The sequence below is a fragment of the Streptomyces sp. NPDC053069 genome (assembly GCF_044546895.1).
Classification (GTDB): Bacteria; Actinomycetota; Actinomycetes; order Streptomycetales; family Streptomycetaceae; genus Streptomyces.
In genome coordinates, this window is the sequence record NZ_JBITZN010000001.1 from 704244 (window position 1) to 727554 (window position 23311).

Genomic DNA, 23311 nt, shown 5'->3' on the forward strand with positions numbered 1-23311 from the left:
ACGGGACACCGTCATGTGCGGGGACTCCCGGTGCGCCCTTCGGCGAGGTGGTGGTCCGCCGTCTTCAGGGCCTCCTCCACCAGTCGGCGCACGTGTCCGTGCGGGAGTGAGTAGACCACCCGGCGGCCCTCCTTGCGGGTCTTCACCAGGCCGGCGAGCCGCAGCCGGGCCAGGTGCTGGCTGACGGCGGGACGGGCCGCGCCGCACGCCTCGGTGAGCGTCGTGACGTCGGCCTCGCCGGCCGTCAGGACGTGCACCAGGGTGAGGCGGGTGCGGTCGCCGAGCAGGGCCATCAGCTCGGCAGCGAGCGCGAACTGCTCCGCGCCCGGGCTGCGCGGGTGCGCATGGTGTGCAGGTGACAGGTGCATGCGTGCGCTCATACGCACATAATGGTCCGGTGGGCGCCACGCGTCCATCCCGCACGGAAGGGGACCCACGTGAACGACCGGCACCCTCATCGCCACGTGCCCGGCCACAGCCACAGCCACAGCCACAGCCACAGCCACAAGGGTCACGCCCCCGCTCGCGCTCTCCGGCACCGGCTCGCGCATCTCCTCACCCCGCACTCCCACGACACCGCCGACAAGCTGGACCCGGCCATGGAGGCCTCGGCGCGCGGGATGCGGGCGCTGTGGGTGTCGCTGGCCGTCCTTGGGGTCACCGCGCTGACGCAGGCGGCGGTGGTGGCCGTGTCCGGGTCGGTGGCGCTGCTCGGGGACAGTGTGCACAACGCCGCCGACGCCCTGACCGCCGTACCGCTCGGCATCGCCTTCGTGCTGGGGCGGCGGGCGGCGACCCGGCGGTTCACCTACGGCTACGGGCGCGCGGAGGATCTCGCGGGACTGGTGATCGTGCTGACCATCGCCGCGTCGGCGGCGTTCGCCGCGTGGGCCGCCGTGGGACGGCTGCTCGATCCGCGCCCGGTGACGCACCTGCCGGCGGTCGCGGCGGCCGCCCTGGTCGGGTTCGGGGGCAACGAGTGGGTGGCCCGGTACCGGATCCGGGTGGGCAGGGAGATCGGCTCGGCCGCGCTCGTCGCCGACGGGCTGCACGCCCGTACCGACGGGTTCACCTCGCTCGCGGTGCTGCTGGGCGCCGGAGGGTCGGCCCTCGGCCTGCACCCGGCCGACCCGGTCGTCGGGTTGGCGATCACGGCTGCGATCCTGCTGGTGCTGCGGGACGCGGCGCGGGAGGTGTTCCGGCGGATGCTGGACGCCGTCGACCCGGCGCTGGTGGACCGGGCCGAGCGGGCGGTGCGAGCGGTGCCGGGCGTGCGCGAGGTGGGCGAACTGCGGCTGCGCTGGATCGGGCACCGGCTGCGGGCCGAACTCGCGGTGGTGGTGGACGGCGAGGCGACGCTACGACAGGCGCACGCGATCGCCGTCGAGGCCGAACATGCCCTGCTGCACGCCGTACCGCGGCTGACGGCCGCCCTGATCCACGCCGACCCGGCTCCCGCTCCGGGCGAGAGGGACCCTCATCTCGTCCTGGCCCACCATCTGACACCCACCGTCTGACGGCGTCATAGGCAGATCTGTGCGCCGGCCTCAGGCGATCCCGAGCCCCTCCAGTACCACGGCGCCCGGCAGCTCCGTCAGGGCTTTGCCGGGGATCAGCAGTTTGCCCCGCCGGCGTCCGCTGCCGACGAGGACGTAGGGCAGGTCGACGACGGCCGGGTCCAGCAGGACCGGCCAGCCGGCGGGCAGGCCGACCGGGGTGATGCCGCCGTACTCCATGCCGGTCTCGCCGGTGGCCGTCTCCATCGAGGCGAACGAGGCCTTGCGCGCGCCGAGTTGACGGCGGACGACGCCGTTGACGTCGACCCGGGTGGTGGAGAGCACCACGCACGCGGCGAGGGTGGTATCACCGCCCCGCTTGCCGGCGACGACCACGCAGTTCGCCGACTGCTCCAGCAGGTCGCGGCCGTAGTGCTCGACGAACACGGCCGTGTCGGCCCAGCGCGGATCCGTGTCGACGTAGAGGATGCGGTCGGCGGGGACCGCGCCCTGCCAGCGGCGTACGGCGTCGGCGACGGGCGCGGTCAGTTCCTGAAGGCAGTCCGGGACGGGGGTGGCTGTGTCGAAGTCTCCGATGGGTGCGCGCATGGCCGCACGCTAACAGCCCACCGGCAGCCCGCTGGGGTGCGGTTCAGCGTACGGGCGGCACCGAGACGGCCATCACCATCCGCATCGGGACGTCACCCTCGTTGCCGTACGTGTGCGACGTGCTCGCCTCGAACGTGGCGCTCGCTCCGGTCGGCACGAGGTGCTTGACGCCGTCCACGGTGAGGGTCAGTTCGCCCTCGGTGACGTGGACGAGCTCCACCGTGCCCGCCGGGTGCGGCTCGGAGGGGCTCTGCTCGCCGGGCATCAGGCGCCAGTCCCACATCTCCAGGGGTCCGGGCGCCTCCGTGCCCGCGAGGAGGCGGTTGTAGCTGCCGGCGTCGGTGTGCCACAGCCGTACGGCCTGCTCGGCGGGGACGATGCGGACGGTGGGGCCCTGCTCGTAGTCGAGCAGGGTGGTGATGCTGATGCCGAGCGCGTCGCCGATCTTGACGACGGTGCCGATGCTGGGGTTCGTCCGGGCCTGCTCGATCTGGATCAGCATGCCGCGGCTGACCCCCGCGCGGGCGGCGAGCGCTTCCAGGGTGAAGCCCCGCTCGGTACGCCAGCGCTTGACGTTGCGCGCCAGGGACTGGGTCAGCAGGTCGAGGTCCGACACATCACGTTCCATCGCTCGGGGTTCAATATATGGGATGACAGAGTTCACTTGGCTGAACTACCGTGTGGTGCACCTGATCGTTCACCGAACTGTACTGCGAGGCCGGCCGTGACAGCATTCTTCGCCCTGACCACCAGCCTCCTGTGGGGGCTGGCCGATTTCGGCGGTGGACTGCTGACCCGGCGGACGCCCGCGCTGACCGTCGTGGTCGTCTCACAGGCCATCGCCGCGACGGTGCTGGGCGCGATCGTCGTGGCGACCGGTGGGTGGAGCGAGGCCGGGCCCCGTCTGTGGTTCGCCGTCGCGGCGGGACTGGTGGGACCGGTGGCGCTGCTCTCCTTCTACAAAGCGCTCGCGCTCGGCCCCATGGGGGTCGTCTCGCCGCTCGCGACGCTGAGTGTGGCCGTGCCGGTCGGCGTGGGCCTCGTGCTCGGCGAGCGGCCCGGGCTGCTCCAGGTCGCCGGCATCGCGGTCGCTGTCACCGGTGTCGTCCTCGCGGGCGGGCCGCAGCTGCGCGGCGCGCCCGTACAGCGCCGGACGATCCTGCTCACGCTGGTCGCGGCCCTGGGCTTCGGCACGGTGTTCGCGCTGATCACGGAAGCCTCGACCACCGTCACCGGGCTGTTCCTCGCCCTGTTCGTCCAGCGCCTGACCAACGTCGCGGTCGGCGGGGCCGCGCTCGCCGTCTCCGTCCGGCGGGACGGCCGGGCGGTGCCGGAGGACGGCTTCCCCTGGGCGTCGCTGCCCGCGCTGGCCTTCGTCGGGCTCGCCGATGTGGCCGCCAACGGCACCTACGCGATCGCGGCCCAGCACGGCCCGGTCACCGTGGCGGCCGTCCTTGCCTCGCTGTATCCGGTGGTGACCGCGCTGGCGGCGCGCGGTTTCCTCAGCGAGCGGCTGCGCGCGATCCAGGCAGCCGGCGCGGGGCTGGCGCTGCTCGGCACGCTGCTGCTGGCGACCGGCTGAGTCAGCCCTCGGTCTCCAGTTCCGCGAGCCGGGCCACACCGTCCTCGTCCAGTTCCGCCAGCGCGCGCAACTGCTCCGGTGTCATCCCTTCCGGGATCGGCACCGGCGCCGGGGTCCTGAGCGGCGGCTGCCAGCCCTGCTCGGGTGTCCAGCGCCGGACGACCCGGGCCGGTGCCCCGGCGACCACGGCGTGGTCGGGCACCGTGCCGCGGACCACGGCACCGGCCGCGACGACCACGTTCCGGCCGATCCGCGAGCCCGGCAGGATCACCGCACCGGTACCGATCCAGCAGCCGGGGCCGATCTCCACGGGCTCCATGCGCGGCCACTGCCTGCCGATGGGCTGCTGCGGGTCGTCGTAGGAGTGGTTGGTGGAGGTCACGTAGACGTACGGGCCGAAGTAGCAGTCGCTGCCGATGGTGACCGTCGTGTCCGCGATGACATGGCTGCCGCGGCCGAGGACCACCCCGTCGCCGATGCGCAGGATCGGGTCCGGGCCGAGATCCAGATCGGGCATCAGGCCCGCGGTCAGCGTGACCTGCTCGGCGATGATGCAATGGGAGCCGAGGTGGATCCAGGGTTCGCCGAAGACGGTGCCGAGCGGGAAGGCGAGCCGGGTGGCTTCGCCGATCGAGCCGAAACGCAGGCGGCCGGGGCGGTCGGCGGTGACGGCGCCCGTGCGCTGCGCCCAGGCCCAGGCCGCGTGCACCACGCGTTGCGCTGCGTGGCGTCGCCAGGATGAGAACGTGTTCTTGCGCTTCGGCACGGGGTCACGTTACTCACCGGTTGTCTCCGGCGAGAGGGCGGGCTGCTGTGATCTTTGCCCCATGCCGTGTCGTACCGTGCGGGGTACTTTCGCACACGAGGAGACGGTGATGACGCAGCGGGCGCTGATCGTGGGTATCGGGGGCAAGGAGCCGCAGATCGATCCGGAGGCGTTCGTGGCGCCTACGGCTTCCGTCATCGGCGATGTCACGCTGCACGCGGGGGCCAGTGTCTGGTACGGCGCGGTGGTACGCGGGGATGTCGAGAGGATCACCGTGGGGGCGCAGGCGAACGTGCAGGACAACGTCACGTTGCATGCGGACCCCGGGTTTCCCGTGCGTGTGGGCGAGCGGGTGTCCATCGGGCACAACGCGGTGGTGCACGGGGCGACGGTCGAGGACGACTGCCTCATCGGGATGGGGGCGACCGTGCTGAACGGAGCCGTGATCGGGGCGGGGTCGCTGGTCGCGGCTCAGGCTCTGGTGCCGCAGGGGATGGTGGTGCCGGCGGGGTCGCTGGTGGCTGGGGTGCCGGCGAAGGTCAGGCGGCCGTTGAGTGAGGAGGAGCGGCAGGGGGTCACCCTCAACGGCACGATGTATGCGGAGTTGGCCGGGGCGCACAAGGATGTGCATCGCTAGGCCGTCCGGCGAGGGCCGGTCGAGTGCGGCTCGTCGCGCTCCCCGCGTTCCTTGGCGGACTTCAGTCCCCGGCGTTGACGGGTTCCGCGTCCCGTTCCGCCGGCTGAGCCTTCTTCGCCTTGCGCTTGATCATCAGCACGGAGGCCAGGCCGACGAGCAGGGCCGCCACCAGGCCCAGGTAGGAGAACTTCTTCAGCCAGTCCTCGGCGACGACGCCCACGTAGTAGATGACGGCCGTGGTGCCGCCCGCCCAGCAGATGCCGCCGAGGACGTTGGCGATCAGGAACTTCCAGTACGGCATGTGGAGGACGCCCGCGAGCGGGCCCGCGAAGATGCGCAGGAGGGCGATGAAGCGGCCGAAGAAGACGGCCCACATGCCCCACTTCTCGAAGGACCGCTCGGCGGTGGCCACATGGCCCTCGCTGAAGTGCCTCGGGAACTTCCCGCCGAGCCAGGCGAGCAGCGGGCGACCGCCCTTGCGGCCGATCGCGTAGCCGATGGAGTCGCCGATCACGGCGCCGGCGGTCGCGCAGGCGCCGAGGACGACCGGGTTGATGCCGGAGTGCTGGGAGGACATGAGTGCCGCGGAGACCAGCACGATCTCGCCCGGCAGCGGGATGCCCAGGCTCTCCAGACCGATCACCAGGGCCACCACGGCATAGACGGCGGCCGCGGGCACCGTGTCGAGCCATTCCTGGACGTGCACCGCCGGTTCCTCCCCTGTCGCCGTCCTTGTCCTGCGGGGCGCCGCATGTAAAGGGCGTCCCAAGGGAAGGCTACCTGGTCGGCGGCGAACGGCGGCTTGCGCGCACTACCCGGCGGCACCCTCCCGCCCCCACTCCTTCGGTTTTCGGACATCCCGGTGTCACACGAGAGGGGAAGGCTCCCCGCGGTTTTCGCCCGGCCCGCCTCCCCCAGGTCCCCGCCGCGGGGCCCGCTGCGGAAGGACGACGTCCCCGTGTCCTCAGTGTCCGAGTCCCCCTCGCCCTCCTCTCCGGCGTGCTCCCGGGCGGCGGCGCCTGCGTCCGCCGGGTCCGGTGATCCGCCGGACACCGCTCCGCAGGCCACCGCCCGGCCCCCGTCCCTCATGGCCACCCGGCACTTCCGGCTGGCCCTGTGCGTGGCTCCCCTGCTGCTGGCCGCCGGCTGGGCCCTCGCCAACCGGCCGGTGATGCATGAGGGCGTCCGGCGGCTCCTCGGGGCCGACCCCTGGTGGCTGCTGGCCGGTGCCGGATTCACCTGCCTGAACTGCGTGGCGGCCGCATGCGTGCGGCAGGGCGCCCTGCCCGACCGGCTGCCGCCGGGTCTGCTGCTCGCGTCGCAGTTCGCCGCCGGTGCCGCCAACCATGTGCTGCCGGGCGGGCTCGGCGCCCATGCCGTCACTCTGCGCTTCCTGCGGGGCCGCGGGGTGCCGGCCGCCCGGGCCACCGCGTCGATCGGGCTGTACTCGCTGGCCAAGTCCAGTGCGAAGACGGTGGTGCTGCTGGTGTTCCTTGCGGCGTCACCGGCCTGGCGGCGCCTCGGGGAGCTGGTACCGGACGGGCGGCTGCTGGTCCCGGTCGCCGCCGTCGCGGGCGGGGCCGTCGCGGTGGCCGGGGTGCTGCTGACGGTCGTACGGCCGCTCCGGCGGCCGGTGTCGGGGCTGCTGCACTCCGCCCTGGCCGATGCGCGTGAGGTGCACACCCGGCCGTCCCGGGTGGTCGCGCTGTGGGGCGGGGCGGTCGCGATGCCGCTGGTGCAGGGGACCACCCTCGCCTGTGCCGGTGCCGCGCTCGGACTGGGGCTGTCCTGGGGGCACGTGCTGCTCGCCTACCTCGCGGCGGGCACGGCCGTCGGGGCGGTTCCGGCGCCGGGCGGGCTCGCGGTCGACGCCGCGCTGGTGTGGACGCTGATCGCCTTCGGCTCCGCACCGGCGCCGGCCACCGCGACGGTCATCGGCTACCGGGTGCTGTCCGACTGGGTGCCGCTGCTGCCGGGCACTCTGACACTGTCGGCGCTGATCCGCGCGAAGGTGCTCTGAGCGCCGGTCACTCACGGCGGGCCACCAGGCGGTAGGCGTTGGACAGGCCGAGGCGGTGGGACAGCGGTCGCAGCGCGAATCGGTCGAGGAGTGTCGCGGTGATGAGCGCGGGCACCCCCGCGAGGAGGAGGGTGGTGCGCGCGGCGCGGCGCAGGGCGCCGGGCGGCTCGGGCAGCCAGGGGGCGTCCTCGCGCGGAGCGGTGTGGTCGAGGGCCAGCCAGACGGCGGCGAGCAGGTCGACCGGGTCGTGCGCTTCGGCGTGCTGCTCGGCGACCACCGTGAAGCCCAGCTCGGTCAGCCGTCGCCGCAGGCCCGCGACGGGCATGAAGTGCAGGTGCTGCGGCTGCAGCCAGGGCAGCCACCAGCGGCCGAGCAGCCGGGCGTACCGGCTCTGCGGGTCCGGCACCTCGATGAGGAGGTGGCCGCCGGGGCGTACGGCCTGGTGGGCGGCGCGGAGTTCGCGGTCCGGATCGGTGCTGTGCTCCAGGTAGTGGAACATGCTCACCACGTCGTAGCGCGCGGCGAGTTCGGGGGCGAGGGCGGGGAAGGCGCCGCGGTAGGCGTGGTCCACGCGGCCTTCGCGGGCGGCGAGTTCGACGCCGTCGGTGAAGTCGAGCCCGTCGAAGGAGGTGCAGGGCAGGACGGTGCGGGCGGTGCCGCAGAAGTGGCCGTGTCCGGTGCCGACGTCCAGCCATGTCTTCGGGGCGGGATCGTGCGGCAGCAGCGCCTCGGCGCGGCCCCGGTACATGGCCGTACGGCCGCCGAAGGTGCCGCTCATCCGCTGTTCACCGAGGCCGTCGTAGAAGTCGCGGTAGTAGAACTCAAGGCCTGCTTCGGTCAGTGGGGGATTCTGGAAGATGTGGCCGCAGTCGGCGCAGCGGTCGAGGGTGAAACGGCCGGGCTTGTGCTGGAGCAGGTCGCTGGTGTGGAGACGGGCGGCGAGCCGGTCCGAGCCGCACCAGGGGCAGGTGTCGCGCCGGGGTGCGAAGAAACGGCCGGTTCCTGCGGCCAGGTCCCTCTGGTAGGCGGGGCGCAGGGCGGCGATTCGGGATGCCTTGCCGTCGTTGTCGCTCATCGGGCCTCCGGTGCCAGTCGTTCGAGGTGGACCGCCGCGGCCCGGGCGCCGCCCGCCGCGCGGAACGCGGTGCGGATCCGGGCGGCGGCGGCCCGGTGGGCGGGGTCGGTGAGGACGGTGTCGAGAGCGGCGCCCAGCCGGTCCGCGCGTACCCGGCCGAAGCGGAGGCGGACGCCGGCGCCCGCGTCCACGACCTGTCCGGCCACCACGGGCTGATCGTCGCGGATGGGTGCGACGAGGAGCGGGACGCCGTGCCACAGCGCCTCGCACACGGTGTTGTGCCCGGCGTGGCAGACAACGGCGTCCATCCTTGCCAGCACGGCGAGTTGCGGCACGGACGGCAGCGCCAGGACGTCCTTGTCGTCGGGCGGTACGGCGAGGGCGCCGCCCGGATCGGCGATCACCGCCTGTACGCGGTCGGCGCGTTCCCGCAGGGCGGTGAGGCACTCGGCGAGGAACCGGTCGCCCGCGTCGGCGTTCGCCGTGCCCAGGGTCACCAGGACCTTCGCCCGGCCGTGGTCCAGTCGCTCCCAGGGGAAGCCGGGGCCGGCCGGTCGGCCGGTGAGCGAGGGGCCGACGTAGTGGATGTGCGGCGCCAGTGGTGCCTGGGGTCCGATCAGTTCGGGGGTGCTGAAGATCAGCAGGAGGTGCGGCGAGGACCGTGGATCGGCGGTGCCGGACGGATCGCCGATGCGGGAGCGCAGCTCGGTGAGGCGGTGGCGCAGCCACTCGGCGACCTTCGGCAGGCCGTCGTAGGCGCCGGAGAACTCGGCCGAGGTGGTGGCCGAGGTGGCCCACGGCAGCCGCAGGCGTTCGGCCACCAGAGCGCCGGCGAAGGCCTGCTGGTCGGCCACGACCACGTCCGGGCGGAACGCCTCGGCCGCGGCGCGGACACCGGGCGCCATGGCGTCGGCGAGCGGCAGCAGGTACCCCTCCCACAGGAACTTCAGCGCCTCCGCGCCCCTGAGGTCCGCAGGTCGTACGACTCCTTCGGCGCCCGGCACCGGGCCCGCGCACCCGAACACCTCGGCGTCCGGGCCCGCGAGCCGCCGCACCAGCGCCGGGTCGGGGCACACCCAGGCCACCCGGTGCCCGCACCCGGCGAGCCGGGCGGCCACGCCGACGGCCGGGTTGACGTGCCCGGTCAGCGGCGGCACGACGAAGAGGAACGCGCTCATCGGACACCCGCCCCGGCACGGATCAGCTCCAGGATGTGTCCGCCGACGGCCGCGGGCGCCTCCACCAGCACGGAGTGCTCGTAACCGGGCAGCACGACCGCACGGTAGTCCGGCAGCAGCGCCTGCTTCAGCGGCACCAGCCCGGCGAGGTCCGACTCACCGCCGTACACGCCGAGGACCGGGCAGCGTACGGCTCTGATGGCGTCCTCGGTCAGCACGCGGCTGGCCGGGATGTCCCGGCCGAGGGTGGTCTCGCGGGCGAGCCGGGCCGCACCCTTGGCCAGCCGGGCCGTGTTGTGGCCTCGGTGCGCGGTGATCCAGGCGATCGCGTCGGGCTCGTTGTGCGCGAGTTGGGTCATGACCCGGTCGAGGATGCGGCCGAGTTTCACCGCCCACGCGGCGGTAGCGGGCTCGGACTCGATCAGCGTCAGGCTGGCCGCACGCCCGGGGTGCCGGGCGGCGAAGCCGAAGGCGATGGTGCCGCCGTAGGAGTTGCCGACGAGATGGACGGGCCCGGTGACGGCCAGCCGGTCGAGGAGAGCCTCCAGGTCGTCGATGTTGTGGTCGAGGGTGTAGCCCTGCTGCGGGCGCTCGCTGCGGCCGTGCCCGCGCAGGTCGTACATGACGACGTCGAGTCCGGCGGCGGCGAACGCGGGCGCGACGGTGAAGTAGTAGCTGGCCAGGCTGTCGGTGAGCAGGCCGTGCACCAGGACGACCGTGCCGTGCCGGGTGCTGTCGCCGGCCGGGGCCATGCGCTGGACGTGCAGCCGGATGTCGCGGGCGTCGACCATCGCCATGTCTCAGCCCGTCTGTGTGGTCTTGGGGTGCGTGGCCTTCAGGCTCCACACCACGTACTCCACGAGCCGGCCGACGGTCAGCTCGATGATCTCGTCGAACTCCATGCCGGCCAGGAACTCGGCGAGGTTGACCCGCTGTCCGTACCGCTCCTCCAGCAGGCCGGCCAGGGTGACCAGGTCGATGCTCTCCAGTTCCAGGTCGCGGTTGAAGGTGGTGGACAGGCCGATCACCACGTCGTCGTCGCCGTACTCCGCGAGCACGGTACGGAGCATGCCGGTGACGTCGGCCAGCACGGCGTCGGCGGTGGGCTGCACCGGCGCCGGCTGAGGGGGGCCTGCGGGGACCGGGTGGGTGGGGTTCATCGGGGGTGCTCCTCGGCTGCTTCGTGGGGGTGTCCGTCGTCGGCTCCGGGACCGGTCGTCCAGGCCGCCACATAGGCGCGTTCCGGCAGGGCGGGCGGATTGGCCACCGCCGCGCAGTGCACGGTGTAGACGCGTTCCAGGCGCCCGGAGACCAGCAGCCGACTGCCGTCCGGTGCGGTCTCCAGCACCGCGAAGTCCCGCGGCCGGCCGCCGAATCCGGCGCCCTCGGCCTTGGCGACCGCCTCCTTGGCTGCCCAGAACCGGGTGAACCACAGGGCCTGCGGGTCGGGGCCGTCCTCCGCTAGGGCGCGCAGGAGCCGCAGTTCTCCCGGGCCGAGCGCGGTGACGAGGGTCGCCGGATCGCGGTCGGTGACCTCTTCGATGTCGATGCCCGGACCGGGCCGCGAGGTGTGCGGACGGACGATCGCCACGCCCGCCTCGGCGCGGTGGGCGAGCGAGACGTCCAGCGGGGGCAGGGCGCGGCCGTGCACTCCGGAGACGCAGGGACGCCCCGACTCGTCGTTGTGTACCCGCAGTTCGGCCGGAAAGACAGGTCCCTCGCCCTGCTGCCAGAGCCACTGCCGTACGGCGTCCTTGACGGCGATCCGGCCGAGCAGCCACTGCCGGCGGCCGCGCGGCGGGCGTTCGGCGTACTCGGTCCGTTCGGCGCCGCCCAGCGAGTTGCGCATGATCAGCTCGCGTGAGGCGAGGTCCGGCCAGCGTTCGTGCACCAGCGCCCAGCCGCCGGGCATGGCCGCGGACAGGGTGTGGCGCTCGGGGAAGCGTTCGGCGGGGCGGGTGGTCGGGTCGTTGTCGAAGCGGCGGTCCTGCCAGCCGCCGATCACCGCCCACACCCGGCCGCCGACGGTCAGCTCCGCGTCGGCCTCCAGGACGGTGTCGGTGAGCGAGGTGATCCGCAGCACGCAGCCGACCTCGGTCCCTGGCTCCGGGTGCGGTCCGTGGAACCGCATGTGCCGCATCCGCACGGGGAAGACGACGGTCCGCTCGGTTCCGGTCGCCATGATCCAGTAGCCGAGGAGCTGCCCCACGTTGTCGAGCAGTGCACCGGGGGCGGCGGGCGCGGTGATCACTCCACGAATGTGCCGCTCGCCGATCCCGGTGAGGTCGGTCAGTCCCTGGAACCCGGGGCCGTGGAACATCCAGCGGTCGCGGTAGAGCTGGTCCGCGGTGTGCTCGGGACGGCGCTCGGGGGCGTCCGGGAGGGGGGTGGGCGGGGGCGGTGCGGGGTGCTGCGGGGCGAGTTCGACGACGGCGCGGGCGGTGGGGCCGAAGGTTACGGTGACGTGGTGGGGGTGGCTGGGTGGCGGGGTGACGGTGGTGCTGTCCGGGTGGCCGACGGCTGGGGTGGTGGTGATGCCGTTCGGGGGGCTGGAGGCCGGGGCGGTGGTGATGCCGTTCGCGGGGCTGGGGGCCGGGGTGACGGTGACCTGTATGTCGACGGCGGGGGTTGCGGTGAGCCAGCGGTCGAAACGGGCCTCGCGCACGGCGACCGCCCGCAGGCCGGGGGCCGCCGTCTCTACGGCGTCCATCATGTGCCGGACGATCGTGGTGGCGGGGACCACCGGCCAGCGGTCCTCGATGTCCGGCCAACCGGGACGTTGTGGGAAGAAGCAGTGGTCCAGGAGGTGGGGCATGGTGCGGGGGGAGACATGGACGGTGGTGGGCGTCGGGGTGGGCGGCGCGGGGAGGGGGGCGGTGGAGGGGGGCCGGGAGGAGGGCTGGGAGAGCTGGGTGAGGGAGGGTGCGGAGCCGGTGGGCGCGGTGAGGGTGGGTGCGGCGCCGGTCGGGCCGGCGGGGGCGGTGTCGGGGGCGCGGCGGCGGGCTGCGGTGATCAGCTGGGCTGCCGTGTCTGCGGTGTCCCGCAGCAGAGCGGCCAGCTCGGCGGCGGCCGGGAAGCGTGCGGCGAGTCCTTCGAGTTCGCCGAGGCCGGGTGCGCTCGGAGAGGTCGGGGGCGCGGTGGGCGTGGGGGGTGTGTCGGTCGGTCTCGGGCGGGCTGTGGGTGTGAGCCGCGCGACGGCTGGTGCCGGGCGGTCCGAGGGCGCGAGCTGCGTGCAGGACGGCCCCGGGTGGTCTGGCGGCCTGAGGCCCGCGACGGTTGGTCCCGGACGGTCCGGAGGCGCCGGGTGCGCCGGGTGCGCTGCAAGCGGCCCCTGGTGGTGCGGGGGCGCGGGATGCGCAGGACCTGGTTCCGGGCGGTCCGGAGATGCCGGGTGGGCGATGACGGGTGCCGCGCCTAGTTCCGCGCGGAGTGCGTCGAGTACCGGCCCGTCCAGCGAGACCAGAGCGGCACCAAGAGCGAGCCGGACGGGCGGGCGTCGGTGTGCCGGAGCAGGTGCCCCGGCGCGGGGCGGTACGGCCGGCGTGACGGACGGCTCCGCAGGACGCGGTGGCACCGTCGGTGAGACGGGCGCCGTCGCCGAACGCCGTGGCACCGTCGGTGAAACGGGCGCCCCGGCCACCCACAATGCCGTTGCCAGACGGCGGAGTTGGGGCATGCCGCTGCGTTCGGGCACGTTGGCCGCGATGGTCAGGTGGTCGCGGTCGCCGAGTGTGTCGTCGATCAGGGAGGTGAGCCGGCCGGGGCCTGCCTGGACGAAGACGTGGTGCCCGGCGGCGTAGAGGGCCTCGGTCAGCTCGCGGAAGCGGACGGGTTCCAGCAGGTGCCGTACGAACAACTCGCGTACCGCCGGCTCCGCGGGCGGGAAGGGTGCGGCGGTCGTCCCGGACCACACCGGCACGGTCGGCGGGTGCAGCCGGAAACGGTCGGCGGCCTCCTTGATGGGGCCGAGGTACGGCTCCAGCATCGGCGTGTGGAAGCCGGAACGGAAGGGCAGCACCTGACAGATCACCCCCTGCCCGCGCAGGGTCCGCACGAACTCCTCGACCGCCGTGCCGGGTCCGCAGACCATGGACTGCCGTGGCGCGTTGTCATGGGAGAGCACGATCCCGGAGTCCGCCCGGAACTCGGCGAGCGCGGCACGGACATGAGCGGCCGGTGTGCCGAGGGCGGCGAAGGCGAGGCCGGGGACGGTGACCGCATCGGGGTCGAACCCGGCCATGAAGGCGTCCACTTGGGACGGATCGTACAGTCCGGCCGCCACCATGGCCGTCCACTCGCCGACGCTGTGCCCGGCGACCGCGTCCGGTACGACACCCATGCGGCGCAGCGCCTGGTCGAGCAGGCGCCCCACACCGACGACCCCGAAGCCATGCCGTCCTACGTCACCGACCCTGACGTCCGTGCCGGGCGGCGAGGCGAGGCCGAAGTGGGCGGCGATGTCGTCGATGCGGGGCGCGAAGTCGCCCTCCAGGCCGGGGAAGACGAACGCGGTCCGGCCGCCGGCCCGCCCGAGCAGCGGGACCGGCCGGAACCACACATCGCTGCGGCCCTGCCAGGCGCGGCCCTTGGCGACCGCACGGCGGGCCAGGGCGAGCCGCTTGGCGGTCGGGTCCACGATCCCCAGCCGGACCGGGCCGGCGCCGGTGCGCGGCCGGGCAGGATCGAGACCGGCGCCGAGGACGGCCGAGTCGTCGGCGCCGAGGGCGACGGTGAGGTCCGCCACGCTGCCGGCGGCGAGCAGCAGGATCCGCTCGGGCTCGGTGACGCGGGCGGGAGCGGACACGGAGGGCAGCTCGGGCGACGCCGCCTCCCCGCGCCCCGGACGAGCAGACGTGCCCCCCTCCGGAACGGAACGCGCAGGCACGGCTCCAGCCGGCTCAGAACCAGCACCCACCACCCCCGTCACCCCCTCCACCCTCTCCACCCCAGCAGCCGCACCCCACACCTCCCCCGGCGCACAGCGGCCCCCCGGGGCCTCCTCCAGCACCACGTGGGCGTTGATCCCGCCGAAGCCGAAGGCGTTCACGGCGGCTCGGCGGACGGGTTGCCGTGGGGCGGTGTCCCAGCGGCGGGCCCGGTCCAGGGTGCGGAAGCGGGTGGCGGCGAGCGCGGGGTGGGGGATGTCGCAGTGCAGGGTGGGCAGGAGGGTGCCGTGGTGGAGGGCGAGGGCGGCCTTGACCAGGCCGGCGACCCCGGCGGCCGGCATGGTGTGGCCGATCATCGACTTCACGGAGCCGAGGACCGGGCGCGCGGCGTCGTCGTCGCCGTATCCCGCTCCCGGACCGAACACGTCGGCAAGGGTGGCGAGTTCGGCCGAGTCTCCGGCGGGGGTCGCGGTGCCGTGTGCCTCCAGGAGGCCGACGGAGCCCGGTGCGGCGGGGTCGAGTCCGGCGGCCCGCCAGGCCTGCCGCACCGCTCTGGCCTGCCCGCCCGGGTCGGGTGCGACGAGTCCCGCGGTACGGCCGTCGCCGGCCACGCCCGTGCCGCGGATCACGGCGTACACCCGGTCGCCGTCGCGTTCGGCGTCCGCGAGCCGCTTGAGTACGACGACGCCCGTGCCCTCGCCGATGAGGATGCCGTCGGCGTCACGGTGGAAGGGGCGGATGCGCTGGGTCGGGGACAGGGCGCGCAACTGGGCGAAGACGCTCCAGAGGGTGATGTCGTGGCAGTGGTGCACTCCCCCGGCCAGCATCAGGTCGCAGCGGCCGGTGGTGAGTTCGGTGACCGCCTGGTCGACCGCTACCAGGGAGGAGGCGCAGGCCGCGTCCACCGTGTAGGCGGGGCCGCGCAGGTCGAGCCGGTTGGCGATGCGCGAGGCGGCGAGATTCGGGACCAGTCCGATCGCGGACTCGGGGCTGTCGGGGCCGAGCCGTTCGGTGAACGCCGTGTGGACGCGGTCGAGTTGCTCGGCGGACAGGTGCGGTAACAGCTCTCCCAGGGTGCGCGTCAGTTGTGCGGCGGTGCGGACGCGCTGGTCGAGGCGGGCCAGGCCCGGGGTGAGGTAGCCGCCGCGGCCCAGGGCCACACCGATCCGGTCGCGGTCCGGGAGCCGGTGCTCGCCGCCCGCGTCGGCGAGCGCGGCGGCGGCCACGTCGAGGGCGATCAGCTGGTCGGGCTCGGTGCCGGGCACCGAGGCGGGCATGATGCCGTACCGGGTGACGTCCACCTGGGCCAGGCCGTCCACGAAGCCGCCGCGACGGCAGTACACCTGGCCGGCGACGGCGGGCCCGGCGGCCGACCCGGGCCGGTAGTGGGCGGCGTCCCAGCGGTCCGCGGGGACGTCACGGATCGCGTCGACGCCGTCGCGCAGGTTGCGCCAGTAGGCGTCGAGGTCGCGGGCGCCGGGCAGCAGCACCGCCATCCCCACGACGGCGACGGGCACCGCTGTTTGACGTTCCGTCATGTTCACCGGTCCGAGGCGGTGTGGACGACGGCACGGGCCGACGGTTCGCCCCAGGCGAGTTCCCGCAGCAGGGCCGTGGTGCCCTCGTCCGGGTCGATCAGCTGGATGCCGCGCCGGGCGTACGCGCGGCCGAGTTCCGCGCCGACCATGCCGCCGTGCGTGGCGGACGGTGCCCAGGGCCCCCAGTGGACGGTCAGCGTGCGGGCGCCCGTCCGGGCGGCCCGGTCGGCGCCGAGCGCTTCGAGGGCGTCGTTGGCGGCGGCGTAGTCGGCCTGGCCGCGGTTGCCGAGGACGGCAGCGATGCTGCCGAACAGCACGGTGAACGCGGGAGCGCCGGGCAGGTCGTCCAGGGCCGCGAACAGCGCGGCGGCACCGGCGGTCTTCGTGCCGTACACCCGCTGGAAGGACTCGGGGGTCTTCTCGGCGATCAGCCGGTCCTCGATCACCCCGGCGGCGAAGACGACTCCGTCGAGCCGGCCGTGTTCGGCGTGGGTCTCCTTGACCGCCTGCAGGACGGCGTCCCGGTTCCGGAAGTCCACCGAGCGGTAGCGGGCCTCACTGCCGAGCGCGCGCAGTCCCTCCAGGGTCGAGGTGATCTCCCGCTGGGCGAGGACCAGTTCGGCGGCCCGGTTGATCCCGGCGGGTCCGGGCGCGCCGGGCTCGGCGGCGAGTGCGGCCCGCAACGCGACGGGGGTGCGCGCGGCGGCCGTGCGCGGGTCCTCGGCCGCGGTGGGTGCCGGCGTGCGGCCGAGCAGCTCCAGACGGCACCGGCAGGCGCCGGCCAGGGTGGCGGCGAACCTCGCGGTGATGCCCCGGGCGCCGCCGACGAGCAGCACGACCGAGTCCCGGTCGAGGCCGAGCGCGGCGGCTTCGGCGGCGCCGTCCCCGGCTGGTCCGGCCCCCGTGGCGGCGAGCGGGCCGAGCGGTGCGGGCAGCAGTGCGAACCCTTGCCGGGCCCCGGCCGCCGTGCGCAGGACGACGGGGGCCGGTTCGGGTGCGAGCAGTTCGGCGAGCACGGCGTCGGCGACGGCCGCCGGGGCGGTGTCCGCGACGGCGACGACCCGTGCGAGCAGGTCCGGGTACTCCCGCGCGACGCTGCGGAACAGCCCGTCCAGGCCGGCCGCCCGCAGCGCCCCGGTGCGGTCGGCGGCCCGTACGGCGAGCAGCCGGCGCGGGCCGCAGCCGAGCGCCGCCCGGAGCACCGGGAACGCGTCCGGCAGCACGGGGAGGTCCGGGCCGGGCAGCGCGCCGAGGTACACGATTCCGTCGACCGGGCCGTCCGCGGCGGTGAGGAGGTGACCCGCGTCGAGGATCACGGCATCGGCACGGTGCGCCACGAGTCGCTCCGCGACCTCGGCCGCCGCGCCCTCACCGTCCCCGAGCAGGACGACACGCCGGCCGGCCAGGTCGGAGGCTTGGCCGGCCGGGCCGGGCTCCGGAAGAGGCACGGGGCGCAGCTCGTACCGCCGGGGCGCCACACCGAGGACAGGGGCGGACGACGACCCGGCGTGTCCCTCGGCCCGCCCGCCCCCGACACCCGAATACGGCGCCCCGGCCCGCCCCTCGTACACCCCGCTCCCGGCATCCGGGTACGACGACCGGACCCGCCCCACCGACCACCCGCTCCCGACGCCCGGAGACGACCCCTCGACCTGCCCGTCGGGCAGCCCGTCGGCAGTGCCCGAGTACGAACGCCCCACCTGCCCCCCGGCTTCCCTGCTCCCGTCGGCGATGTACGGCGGTGCCTCGCCCTGCCCGCTCCGGTCCTGACCGCTCCCGTCACCGCTGTGCGCGGCGGCCCGCGCCGTCAGCCAGTCCGTCACGGCCGCCGCCGTGCGCGCCTTGGCCAGCTCCTCCAGTTCGGCGTCGGCCAGGACGGCGGGGCCGCCGGCGATGCCCAGCCGTCTGGCGAGTTCGCCGGCGATCTCGGCCCGCTTGATGGAGTCGATACTGAGGTCCGCCTCCAGGTCGAGGTCGGGTTCGATCATGTCGACGGGGTAGCCGGTGCGTTCGCTGATGATCTCCAGGACGACCCGCTGCACATCGTCCACCGGCTCCACGGCCACCGGCTCTTCGACGCCTGGCTCGTCGGGCAACCGCGCTTCCACCGAGGAAGGTTCGTGTGCCGCCGTCTGCGGTGGCGGCACGGGGGCGACGGGTGCCGCCGGTGTGACGCCGGGGGCGGCGCCGAAGTAGGTGAGCAGGACATCGCGCTGGGCGGCGATCATCTCCCGGCTGGTGCGCAGGAATTCGGAGATGAGCGCGTCCCGGTCGGCCGGGGCGCCGTACGGCTGGTCGGTGGTCACGGTCGCCTCCACGACTCGTCGGGCCGGTGCGAGGGCACCGGGCAGGAGTGCTCCGTCGGCGGTACGGAGGAGGTGCCCGTCGACCGTCCAGCCGGGCCGCCGCGGCACCGGGGTGCGCAGCGCGTCGACGGCGTCGCGGCCCCGCAGGAGCCAGGCGGTACGCACCGGCTGTCCGGCGACGGCGAGTCGGGCGAGGGCGTCGAGCCAGCCGCGCAGGCCGCTGTCGGCGGTCGGTTCGCAGGCGACCGTGCGGTGCGGGCGGTCGCCGAGGATCCGTCCGACCAGCCGGGTGAGGACCGTGCCGGGGCCCGCCTCGACGAAGACGCGCGCGCCGGCCTCGTACATCGCCTCGATCTGGGCGGCGAAGGCGACCGGGGCGCCGATCTGGGCGGCGAGTTCGGCGCGCACCTCCGCGGGGCTCTGCGGGTAGGGCGTGGCGGTGCGGTTGGCCCAGACGGGGAACTCGGGCGCCCGTACCGTCTTGTCCGCGAGCACCTTGGCGAACCGTTTCCCCGCGGCGGCCACGAGCGGGCTGTGGAAGGCACAGGCCACCGGGATGCGCCGCGCGCCGAGCCCGGCGTCGCGCAGCAGTCGTACGGCCGTTTCGACATCCGCCGTCGGTCCGGAAATCACCGTCTGGTCGGGTGAGTTGAGGTTGGCGACGACGACGGAGGCAGGCGCGCCGGTCGTGCGCAGGGTGCGTACGACGGTGTCGGCGGATGCGCCGACGGCGGCCATGGTGCCCGGGTCGTCGCCCGCCGCCGCCACGATCGCGCCGGCCCGCTCGGCGCTCAGCTCCAGCAGGGTTTCGGGGTCGAGGGCGCCGGCCGCGGCGAGGGCGACCAGCTCGCCGTAGCTGTGCCCGGCGGCCTGGTCGGGGTGGATCCCGGCCGAGGTGAGGAAGGCGTGGGCGGCCAGGCCCGCGATGCCGAGGGCGGGCTGCGCGGCCCGGGTGTCCGTGAGGGCCGCCCGGTGCCGTTCGAGGGCGGTGTCGTCGAAGGCGGCCGGCGGGTGGACGGTGTCGGCGTACGCGCGGCCGAGGTCCAGGTAGTGGCGCAGCTCGGGGAGGTGCACGAGGAGGTCGGCAAGCATGCCGGGGCGCTGGCTGCCCTGCCCGGGAAAGAGAAAGGCAACCTTGCCGCACGCCGCACCCGCGCCCTGGCCGTCCCCCGCCCCAGCACCCTCCCCCCACACCGCCCCCGCAGCCCGGCCACGCCCCGGCCCGGCTTCCCCTCCACGGGCCGACCCCACGACGCCCTCCCCCTCGGCCAGGCCCGCACTCACGCCACGCGCCTCCCCCGCAACCTCACCGACCACCGGCCCAGCGCCCTTGCCACCCACAACCCCGACGAACCCGCCGCCCGCCGGCCCCGCGACATGGATGCCGGCGGCCGGATCGTGGTCGCCGGCGAGGAGGCGGTGCAGGTGGCTGATCAGTTGCTCGGCGTCACGGGCGACGATCGCGGCCCGTACCGGGTCGTGCGAGGTGTCGGCGCGGCGGGCCGCGGCGAGGGCGAGGTCGCGCAGGCGCCAGGGGCGGCCGGCGGTCTCGGCGGCGCGCAGGAGGTCCTCGGCGTGGCGGTGGGCCGCCGCCGTGTCCCTGCCCCGGAACAGGAACAGCTCGGCCGGCCAGGCGTCCAGGGACTGCCGGGGCGGTACGGCCACGGCGTGGCCGGCGAGGACCGCATGGAAGTTGGTGCCGCCGAAGCCGAACGCGCTGACCCCGGCGAGGCGTTCGGCGGGCGGTGCCGTCCAGGGCCGGGCGCGGGTGTGGAAGACGAACGGGCTGTCGTCCTCCGTCCAGGCCGGGTTGGGCCGCTCCAGGTGCAGGGTGGGCGGGGTGATCCCGGTGTGGAGGGCGAGGGCGGTCTTGATCAGGCCGGCGAGCCCGGCGGCGCACTTGGCGTGCCCTATCTGGGACTTGACGGAGCCGAGCGCACAGCTGCCGGTCTCGGCTCCCGCCGCTGCGAACACCTCGGTGAGTACGGCGAGTTCGGTGCGGTCGCCGACGACCGTTCCGGTGCCGTGCGCCTCGACGAGGCCGACGTGGGCGGGCGAGACACCGGCGTTGCGGTAGGCGCGTTCCAGCGCCGCCCGCTGGCCCTCGGGGCGGGGTGCGGTCAGGCCGAGGGAGCGGCCGTCGCTGGCCGAGCCGAGGCCCTTGACCACGCCGTAGATCCGGTCGCCGTCCCGTTCGGCGTCCGCGAGCCGTTTGAGGACCACGCAGGCCACACCCTCGCCGAGGGCGATGCCGTCGGCCGAGGCGTCGAAGGCGCGGGAGCGCCCGGTCGGCGAGAGCGCGTGGACGGAGGAGAACAGGACGAAGTCGTTGATGCCGTTGTGCAGGTCGGCACCGCCGCACAGCACGAGGTCGCTGGTCCCGGAGACGAGTTCCTTGCAGGCCACGTCGAGGGCGGCGAGGGAGGACGCGCAGGCGGCGTCGACGGTGAAGTTCGCGCCGCCCAGGTCCAGCCGGTTGGCGATCCGGCCGGAGATGACGTTGGAGAGCATGCCGGGGAAGGAGTCCTCGGTCAGGCGGGGCAGCTGCGCCTCGATGCCGTCGGGGACCTTGCCGTAGTAGGAGGGGAGGACGGCGCGCAGGGTGACGGCGTTGGACAGGTCGCTGCCCGCCTCGGCGCCGAAGACCACGGAGGTCCGTGAGCGGTCGAACTCCCGCCCCTGTTCGCCGTATCCGGCGTCCTCCAGTGCCCGGCGGGCGGATTCCAGCGACAGCAGCTGGACGGGTTCGATGCTGCCGAGGGACGCGGGCGGGATGCCGTAGCGCAGCGGGTCGAAGGGGATGCGGGGCAGGAAGCCGCCCCACTTCGACGCCGTGCTGCCGGCGGTGTGGTGCACGGCCGGGTCCCAGCGCTCGGGTGGTACCTCCGTGACGGCGTCGCGTCCGGTGACGATGTTGGCCCAGAAGGCGGCGAGGTCGGGGGCCTCGGGGAACATGCAGGCCATGCCGACGATCGCGATGTCCAGCGGTGCGGGCGGGGCGAGCGGCACCGGTTCGGCCGGGGTGAGCGGGCTCGGGTGCGCGGCCCGCCGTGTCAGGAAGTCGGCGGCGCCGTCGGTCACCGAGCGGTGCAGGTCCGCCAGGGTGGTGGTCGCCGAACGCAGGACGGCGACCTCGCCGGCCATGAACATCCCGTCCGCGAGCTGCCGTTCCTCGCCGACGGCCGTCAACGCGCCGTCCGTGCCGCGCTCGACGCCCTTGCTGGCGATGCGCAGCCGGCCGACGTTGAGCCGTTCCAGGCTCTCCCAGATCTCGCGGTCGGGCAGGCCCCGCGCCCGCAGGGCGGCCTCCCGGGTGCGGTAGTCGCCGGTGAAGGGGCTCGGGACGCAGCGGGTGGCGTGGCCGGGTGCGGTCTCCAGCAGGGCGGTCGTGGTGGCGGTGAGGACCTGCCGCTGGAACAGGGGCCGGATGGCGCCGTGCGCGACGGCCTCCTCGGTGAACAGGTAGGCGGTGCCCATGAGCACGCCGACGGCGGCGCCCCGGGCGGTGAGCGGTCCGGCCAGGGCGGCGACCATCGCCGCCGACCGCTCGTCATGGACACCGCCGGCGAAGAACACCTCCAGCCGCCGGGCGGTTCCCTCGTCGGCGTCCGCCAAGAAGTCCTGCAGGACGCCGAGTTGGGCTTCCCACAGCGGGAAGGAGGCCCGTGGGCCCACATGCCCGCCGCACTCGGAGCCCTCGAACACGAACCGTCGCACACCTGCGTCCAGGAACTGCCGCAGCAGTCCCGGTGACGGCACGTGCAGAAAGGTGCGGATCCCGGCCCGCTCCAGCGTCTCGGCCTGGGCGGGCCGTCCACCCGCGATGACCGCGTGCGTGGGCCCCAGCTCCCGTACGGCGTCGAGCTGGGCGTTCCTGATGTCCTCGGGTGCGAAGCCGAGCACGCCCACGCCCCAGGGCCGCCCGTCCAGCACGGCCCGGGCCTCGGTGAGCATCGACCGGGTGCGCGCGCCGTCGGCGAGGGCCAGCGCCAGGAACGGCAGCGCCCCGTCCTCGGCGACGGCGGCGGCGAAACCGGCCTGGTCGCTGACCCGGGTCATCGGCCCCTGTGCGACGGGGAGCCGGGTGCCGAGCGCCCTGCTCATGGCCGACCCGGGACGCAGGGCGAGAGCCGGATCGCCGTCCGCCGTGCCGTGCAGCGCCGCCGACACCTCCCGCACCGTCCGCCGTATGTCCCCGTACCGTTCGGCGAAGCGGGCCGCGAGGAAGCCGTCCTGGCCCACGGGCAGCAGCCGGCCGCGCAGATCGTCGGCGCCCAGCAGGGACGCGACCGCCTCCGGATCGTCGTCCGGCGGGCACGGGGCGTCCGGTCCCCGGCGCCGCAGGACCCGGTGGCCGCCCAGCAGCACCGTCTCCGAACCGTCCAGGGAACGCAGCACGGAGCGGACCGTCTCGGGGAGGCCTGATTCGGCGAGCAGGGCCAGCTGGCTGTCGAGGACGACGCCGGCGGCACCTCCGGCCAAGGCGGCGGCGGCCGTCCGCGGCCCGATGCCGCCGCAGGCCCAGACCGGGACACCATTCAACTCCTGGTCGTGGAGCAGCCGTTGCAGCAGCACGAAGGTGCTCAGCTCGCCGACCCGCCCACCGCTCTCGCTGCCCCGGGCGATCAGTCCCCGGGCACCGGCGCGTACGGCGGCCCGCGCCTGGCCGAGGTCCGTCGCCTCCGCCAACACCCGGCAGCTCGCGGGGAGTTCGGTCGCCCTCCAGGTGGCGTCCGGGGTGAGCACCACGGTGTCGGGGGCGTCGCCGGCCTCGGCCGGGGTCAGGGCGCAGCGGCCGGTCACCCGTACGCCGAAGGGTCCCGGAGCGGCTCGTCTCAGCCGCGCCAGCTCCTCCCGGGATCTTCGGTCGCCGGTGCCGAGGTCGAGGACGCCGAGCGCGCCGGCGGCGCAGGCCGCTGCGGTGAGACCGGCATCGGGGGCTGAGAAGGGGGTGAGGCACAGGATGAGGTCATGGGCGCGCACAGGCGAGGTCATGATGCTCCGGCACGATCGGCGAGACAGCACGGTGGGGGGTGTGTGCGGCGGAACGCTCTGGTGCGAGGGCACCGGAACCTAGCCTCGGCCTACTCACGGGTCAATAACATCGCGCCCTTTTCGCGCGCGGTGACATCGATTCGGCCAGTGGGACGAATTCCCCGCACAACCGGAAAACGCAGCTATTCCCCTCACGGGTGCGGGCGCGGGACCCACCGGGACC

At 74.5% G+C, this 23311-nt stretch carries 15 protein-coding genes; 4 read left to right on the top strand and 11 right to left on the bottom strand.

The window, feature by feature from the left end:
* Positions 1-11: 11 nt before the first annotated feature.
* A complete protein-coding gene (locus ACIGXP_RS03165; RefSeq protein ID WP_363218731.1) occupies positions 12-380 on the bottom strand; it encodes a metalloregulator ArsR/SmtB family transcription factor in 369 nt (122 codons plus the stop codon).
* 57 nt (positions 381-437) lie between these two features.
* Here ACIGXP_RS03165 and ACIGXP_RS03170 point away from each other — a divergent pair, with 57 nt between their 5' ends.
* Positions 438-1517, top strand: a complete 1080-nt coding sequence (locus tag ACIGXP_RS03170) for a cation diffusion facilitator family transporter (protein WP_399763313.1) — start codon at positions 438-440, stop codon at positions 1515-1517.
* Between the two features lie 30 nt (positions 1518-1547).
* On the opposite strand, the gene ACIGXP_RS03175 is transcribed toward ACIGXP_RS03170, so the two are convergent.
* Together ACIGXP_RS03175 and ACIGXP_RS03180 are read right to left on the bottom strand one after the other, a co-directional pair.
* Positions 1548-2105 carry a YbaK/EbsC family protein gene (locus tag ACIGXP_RS03175; RefSeq protein ID WP_363218733.1) on the bottom strand — a complete coding sequence of 186 codons (558 nt, stop codon included), beginning with the start codon at positions 2103-2105 and terminating at the stop codon, positions 1548-1550.
* Between the two features lie 43 nt (positions 2106-2148).
* A complete protein-coding gene (locus ACIGXP_RS03180) occupies positions 2149-2721 on the bottom strand; it encodes an XRE family transcriptional regulator (RefSeq protein WP_363218745.1) in 573 nt (190 codons plus the stop codon).
* A gap of 108 nt (positions 2722-2829) precedes the next feature.
* Here ACIGXP_RS03180 and ACIGXP_RS03185 point away from each other — a divergent pair, with 108 nt between their 5' ends.
* The gene (locus ACIGXP_RS03185) at positions 2830-3687 is read left to right on the top strand and encodes an EamA family transporter (protein WP_399763316.1); all 858 of its coding nucleotides are present in this window, start codon (positions 2830-2832) and stop codon (positions 3685-3687) included.
* 1 nt (position 3688) lies between these two features.
* Here ACIGXP_RS03185 and ACIGXP_RS03190 read toward each other — a convergent pair whose 3' ends face one another.
* Positions 3689-4453, bottom strand: coding sequence for an acyltransferase (locus tag ACIGXP_RS03190; protein ID WP_399763319.1), 765 nt, complete (start codon positions 4451-4453; stop codon positions 3689-3691).
* Positions 4454-4562: 109 nt separating this feature from the next.
* Here ACIGXP_RS03190 and ACIGXP_RS03195 point away from each other — a divergent pair, with 109 nt between their 5' ends.
* The gene (locus ACIGXP_RS03195; protein WP_399763322.1) at positions 4563-5090 is read left to right on the top strand and encodes a gamma carbonic anhydrase family protein; all 528 of its coding nucleotides are present in this window, start codon (positions 4563-4565) and stop codon (positions 5088-5090) included.
* A 61-nt stretch (positions 5091-5151) separates the two neighbouring features.
* On the opposite strand, the gene ACIGXP_RS03200 is transcribed toward ACIGXP_RS03195, so the two are convergent.
* On the bottom strand, positions 5152-5796 hold the full coding sequence (locus ACIGXP_RS03200) for a DedA family protein (RefSeq protein ID WP_399763325.1): 645 nt from the start codon (positions 5794-5796) through the stop codon (positions 5152-5154).
* Positions 5797-6048: 252 nt separating this feature from the next.
* On the opposite strand from ACIGXP_RS03200, the gene ACIGXP_RS03205 reads away from it, so the two are divergent.
* The gene (locus ACIGXP_RS03205; RefSeq protein ID WP_399763327.1) at positions 6049-7110 is read left to right on the top strand and encodes a YbhN family protein; all 1062 of its coding nucleotides are present in this window, start codon (positions 6049-6051) and stop codon (positions 7108-7110) included.
* A gap of 7 nt (positions 7111-7117) precedes the next feature.
* Here ACIGXP_RS03205 and ACIGXP_RS03210 read toward each other — a convergent pair whose 3' ends face one another.
* From ACIGXP_RS03210 to ACIGXP_RS03235, 6 genes are read right to left on the bottom strand one after another with little or no spacing between them, the layout of a single operon-like run.
* Positions 7118-8185 carry a class I SAM-dependent methyltransferase gene (locus tag ACIGXP_RS03210; protein ID WP_399763330.1) on the bottom strand — a complete coding sequence of 356 codons (1068 nt, stop codon included), beginning with the start codon at positions 8183-8185 and terminating at the stop codon, positions 7118-7120.
* Complete coding sequence (locus tag ACIGXP_RS03215; RefSeq protein ID WP_399763332.1) at positions 8182-9363, bottom strand: glycosyltransferase; 1182 nt, start codon at positions 9361-9363, stop codon at positions 8182-8184. Before ACIGXP_RS03215 ends, ACIGXP_RS03210 begins: the two co-directional genes overlap by 4 nt.
* Positions 9360-10160 (bottom strand): alpha/beta fold hydrolase, encoded by an 801-nt coding sequence (locus tag ACIGXP_RS03220; RefSeq protein ID WP_399763335.1) that lies wholly within the window; start codon positions 10158-10160, stop codon positions 9360-9362. Before ACIGXP_RS03220 ends, ACIGXP_RS03215 begins: the two co-directional genes overlap by 4 nt.
* Before the next feature lie 3 nt (positions 10161-10163).
* Positions 10164-10523 carry an acyl carrier protein gene (locus ACIGXP_RS03225; protein WP_399763338.1) on the bottom strand — a complete coding sequence of 120 codons (360 nt, stop codon included), beginning with the start codon at positions 10521-10523 and terminating at the stop codon, positions 10164-10166.
* Complete coding sequence (locus tag ACIGXP_RS03230) at positions 10520-15787, bottom strand: beta-ketoacyl synthase N-terminal-like domain-containing protein (RefSeq protein ID WP_399763341.1); 5268 nt, start codon at positions 15785-15787, stop codon at positions 10520-10522. The genes ACIGXP_RS03225 and ACIGXP_RS03230 overlap by 4 nt, the downstream gene beginning before the upstream one ends.
* 2 nt (positions 15788-15789) lie before the next feature.
* Positions 15790-23088, bottom strand: a complete 7299-nt coding sequence (locus ACIGXP_RS03235) for an SDR family oxidoreductase (protein ID WP_399763343.1) — start codon at positions 23086-23088, stop codon at positions 15790-15792.
* Positions 23089-23311 lie beyond the last annotated feature (223 nt).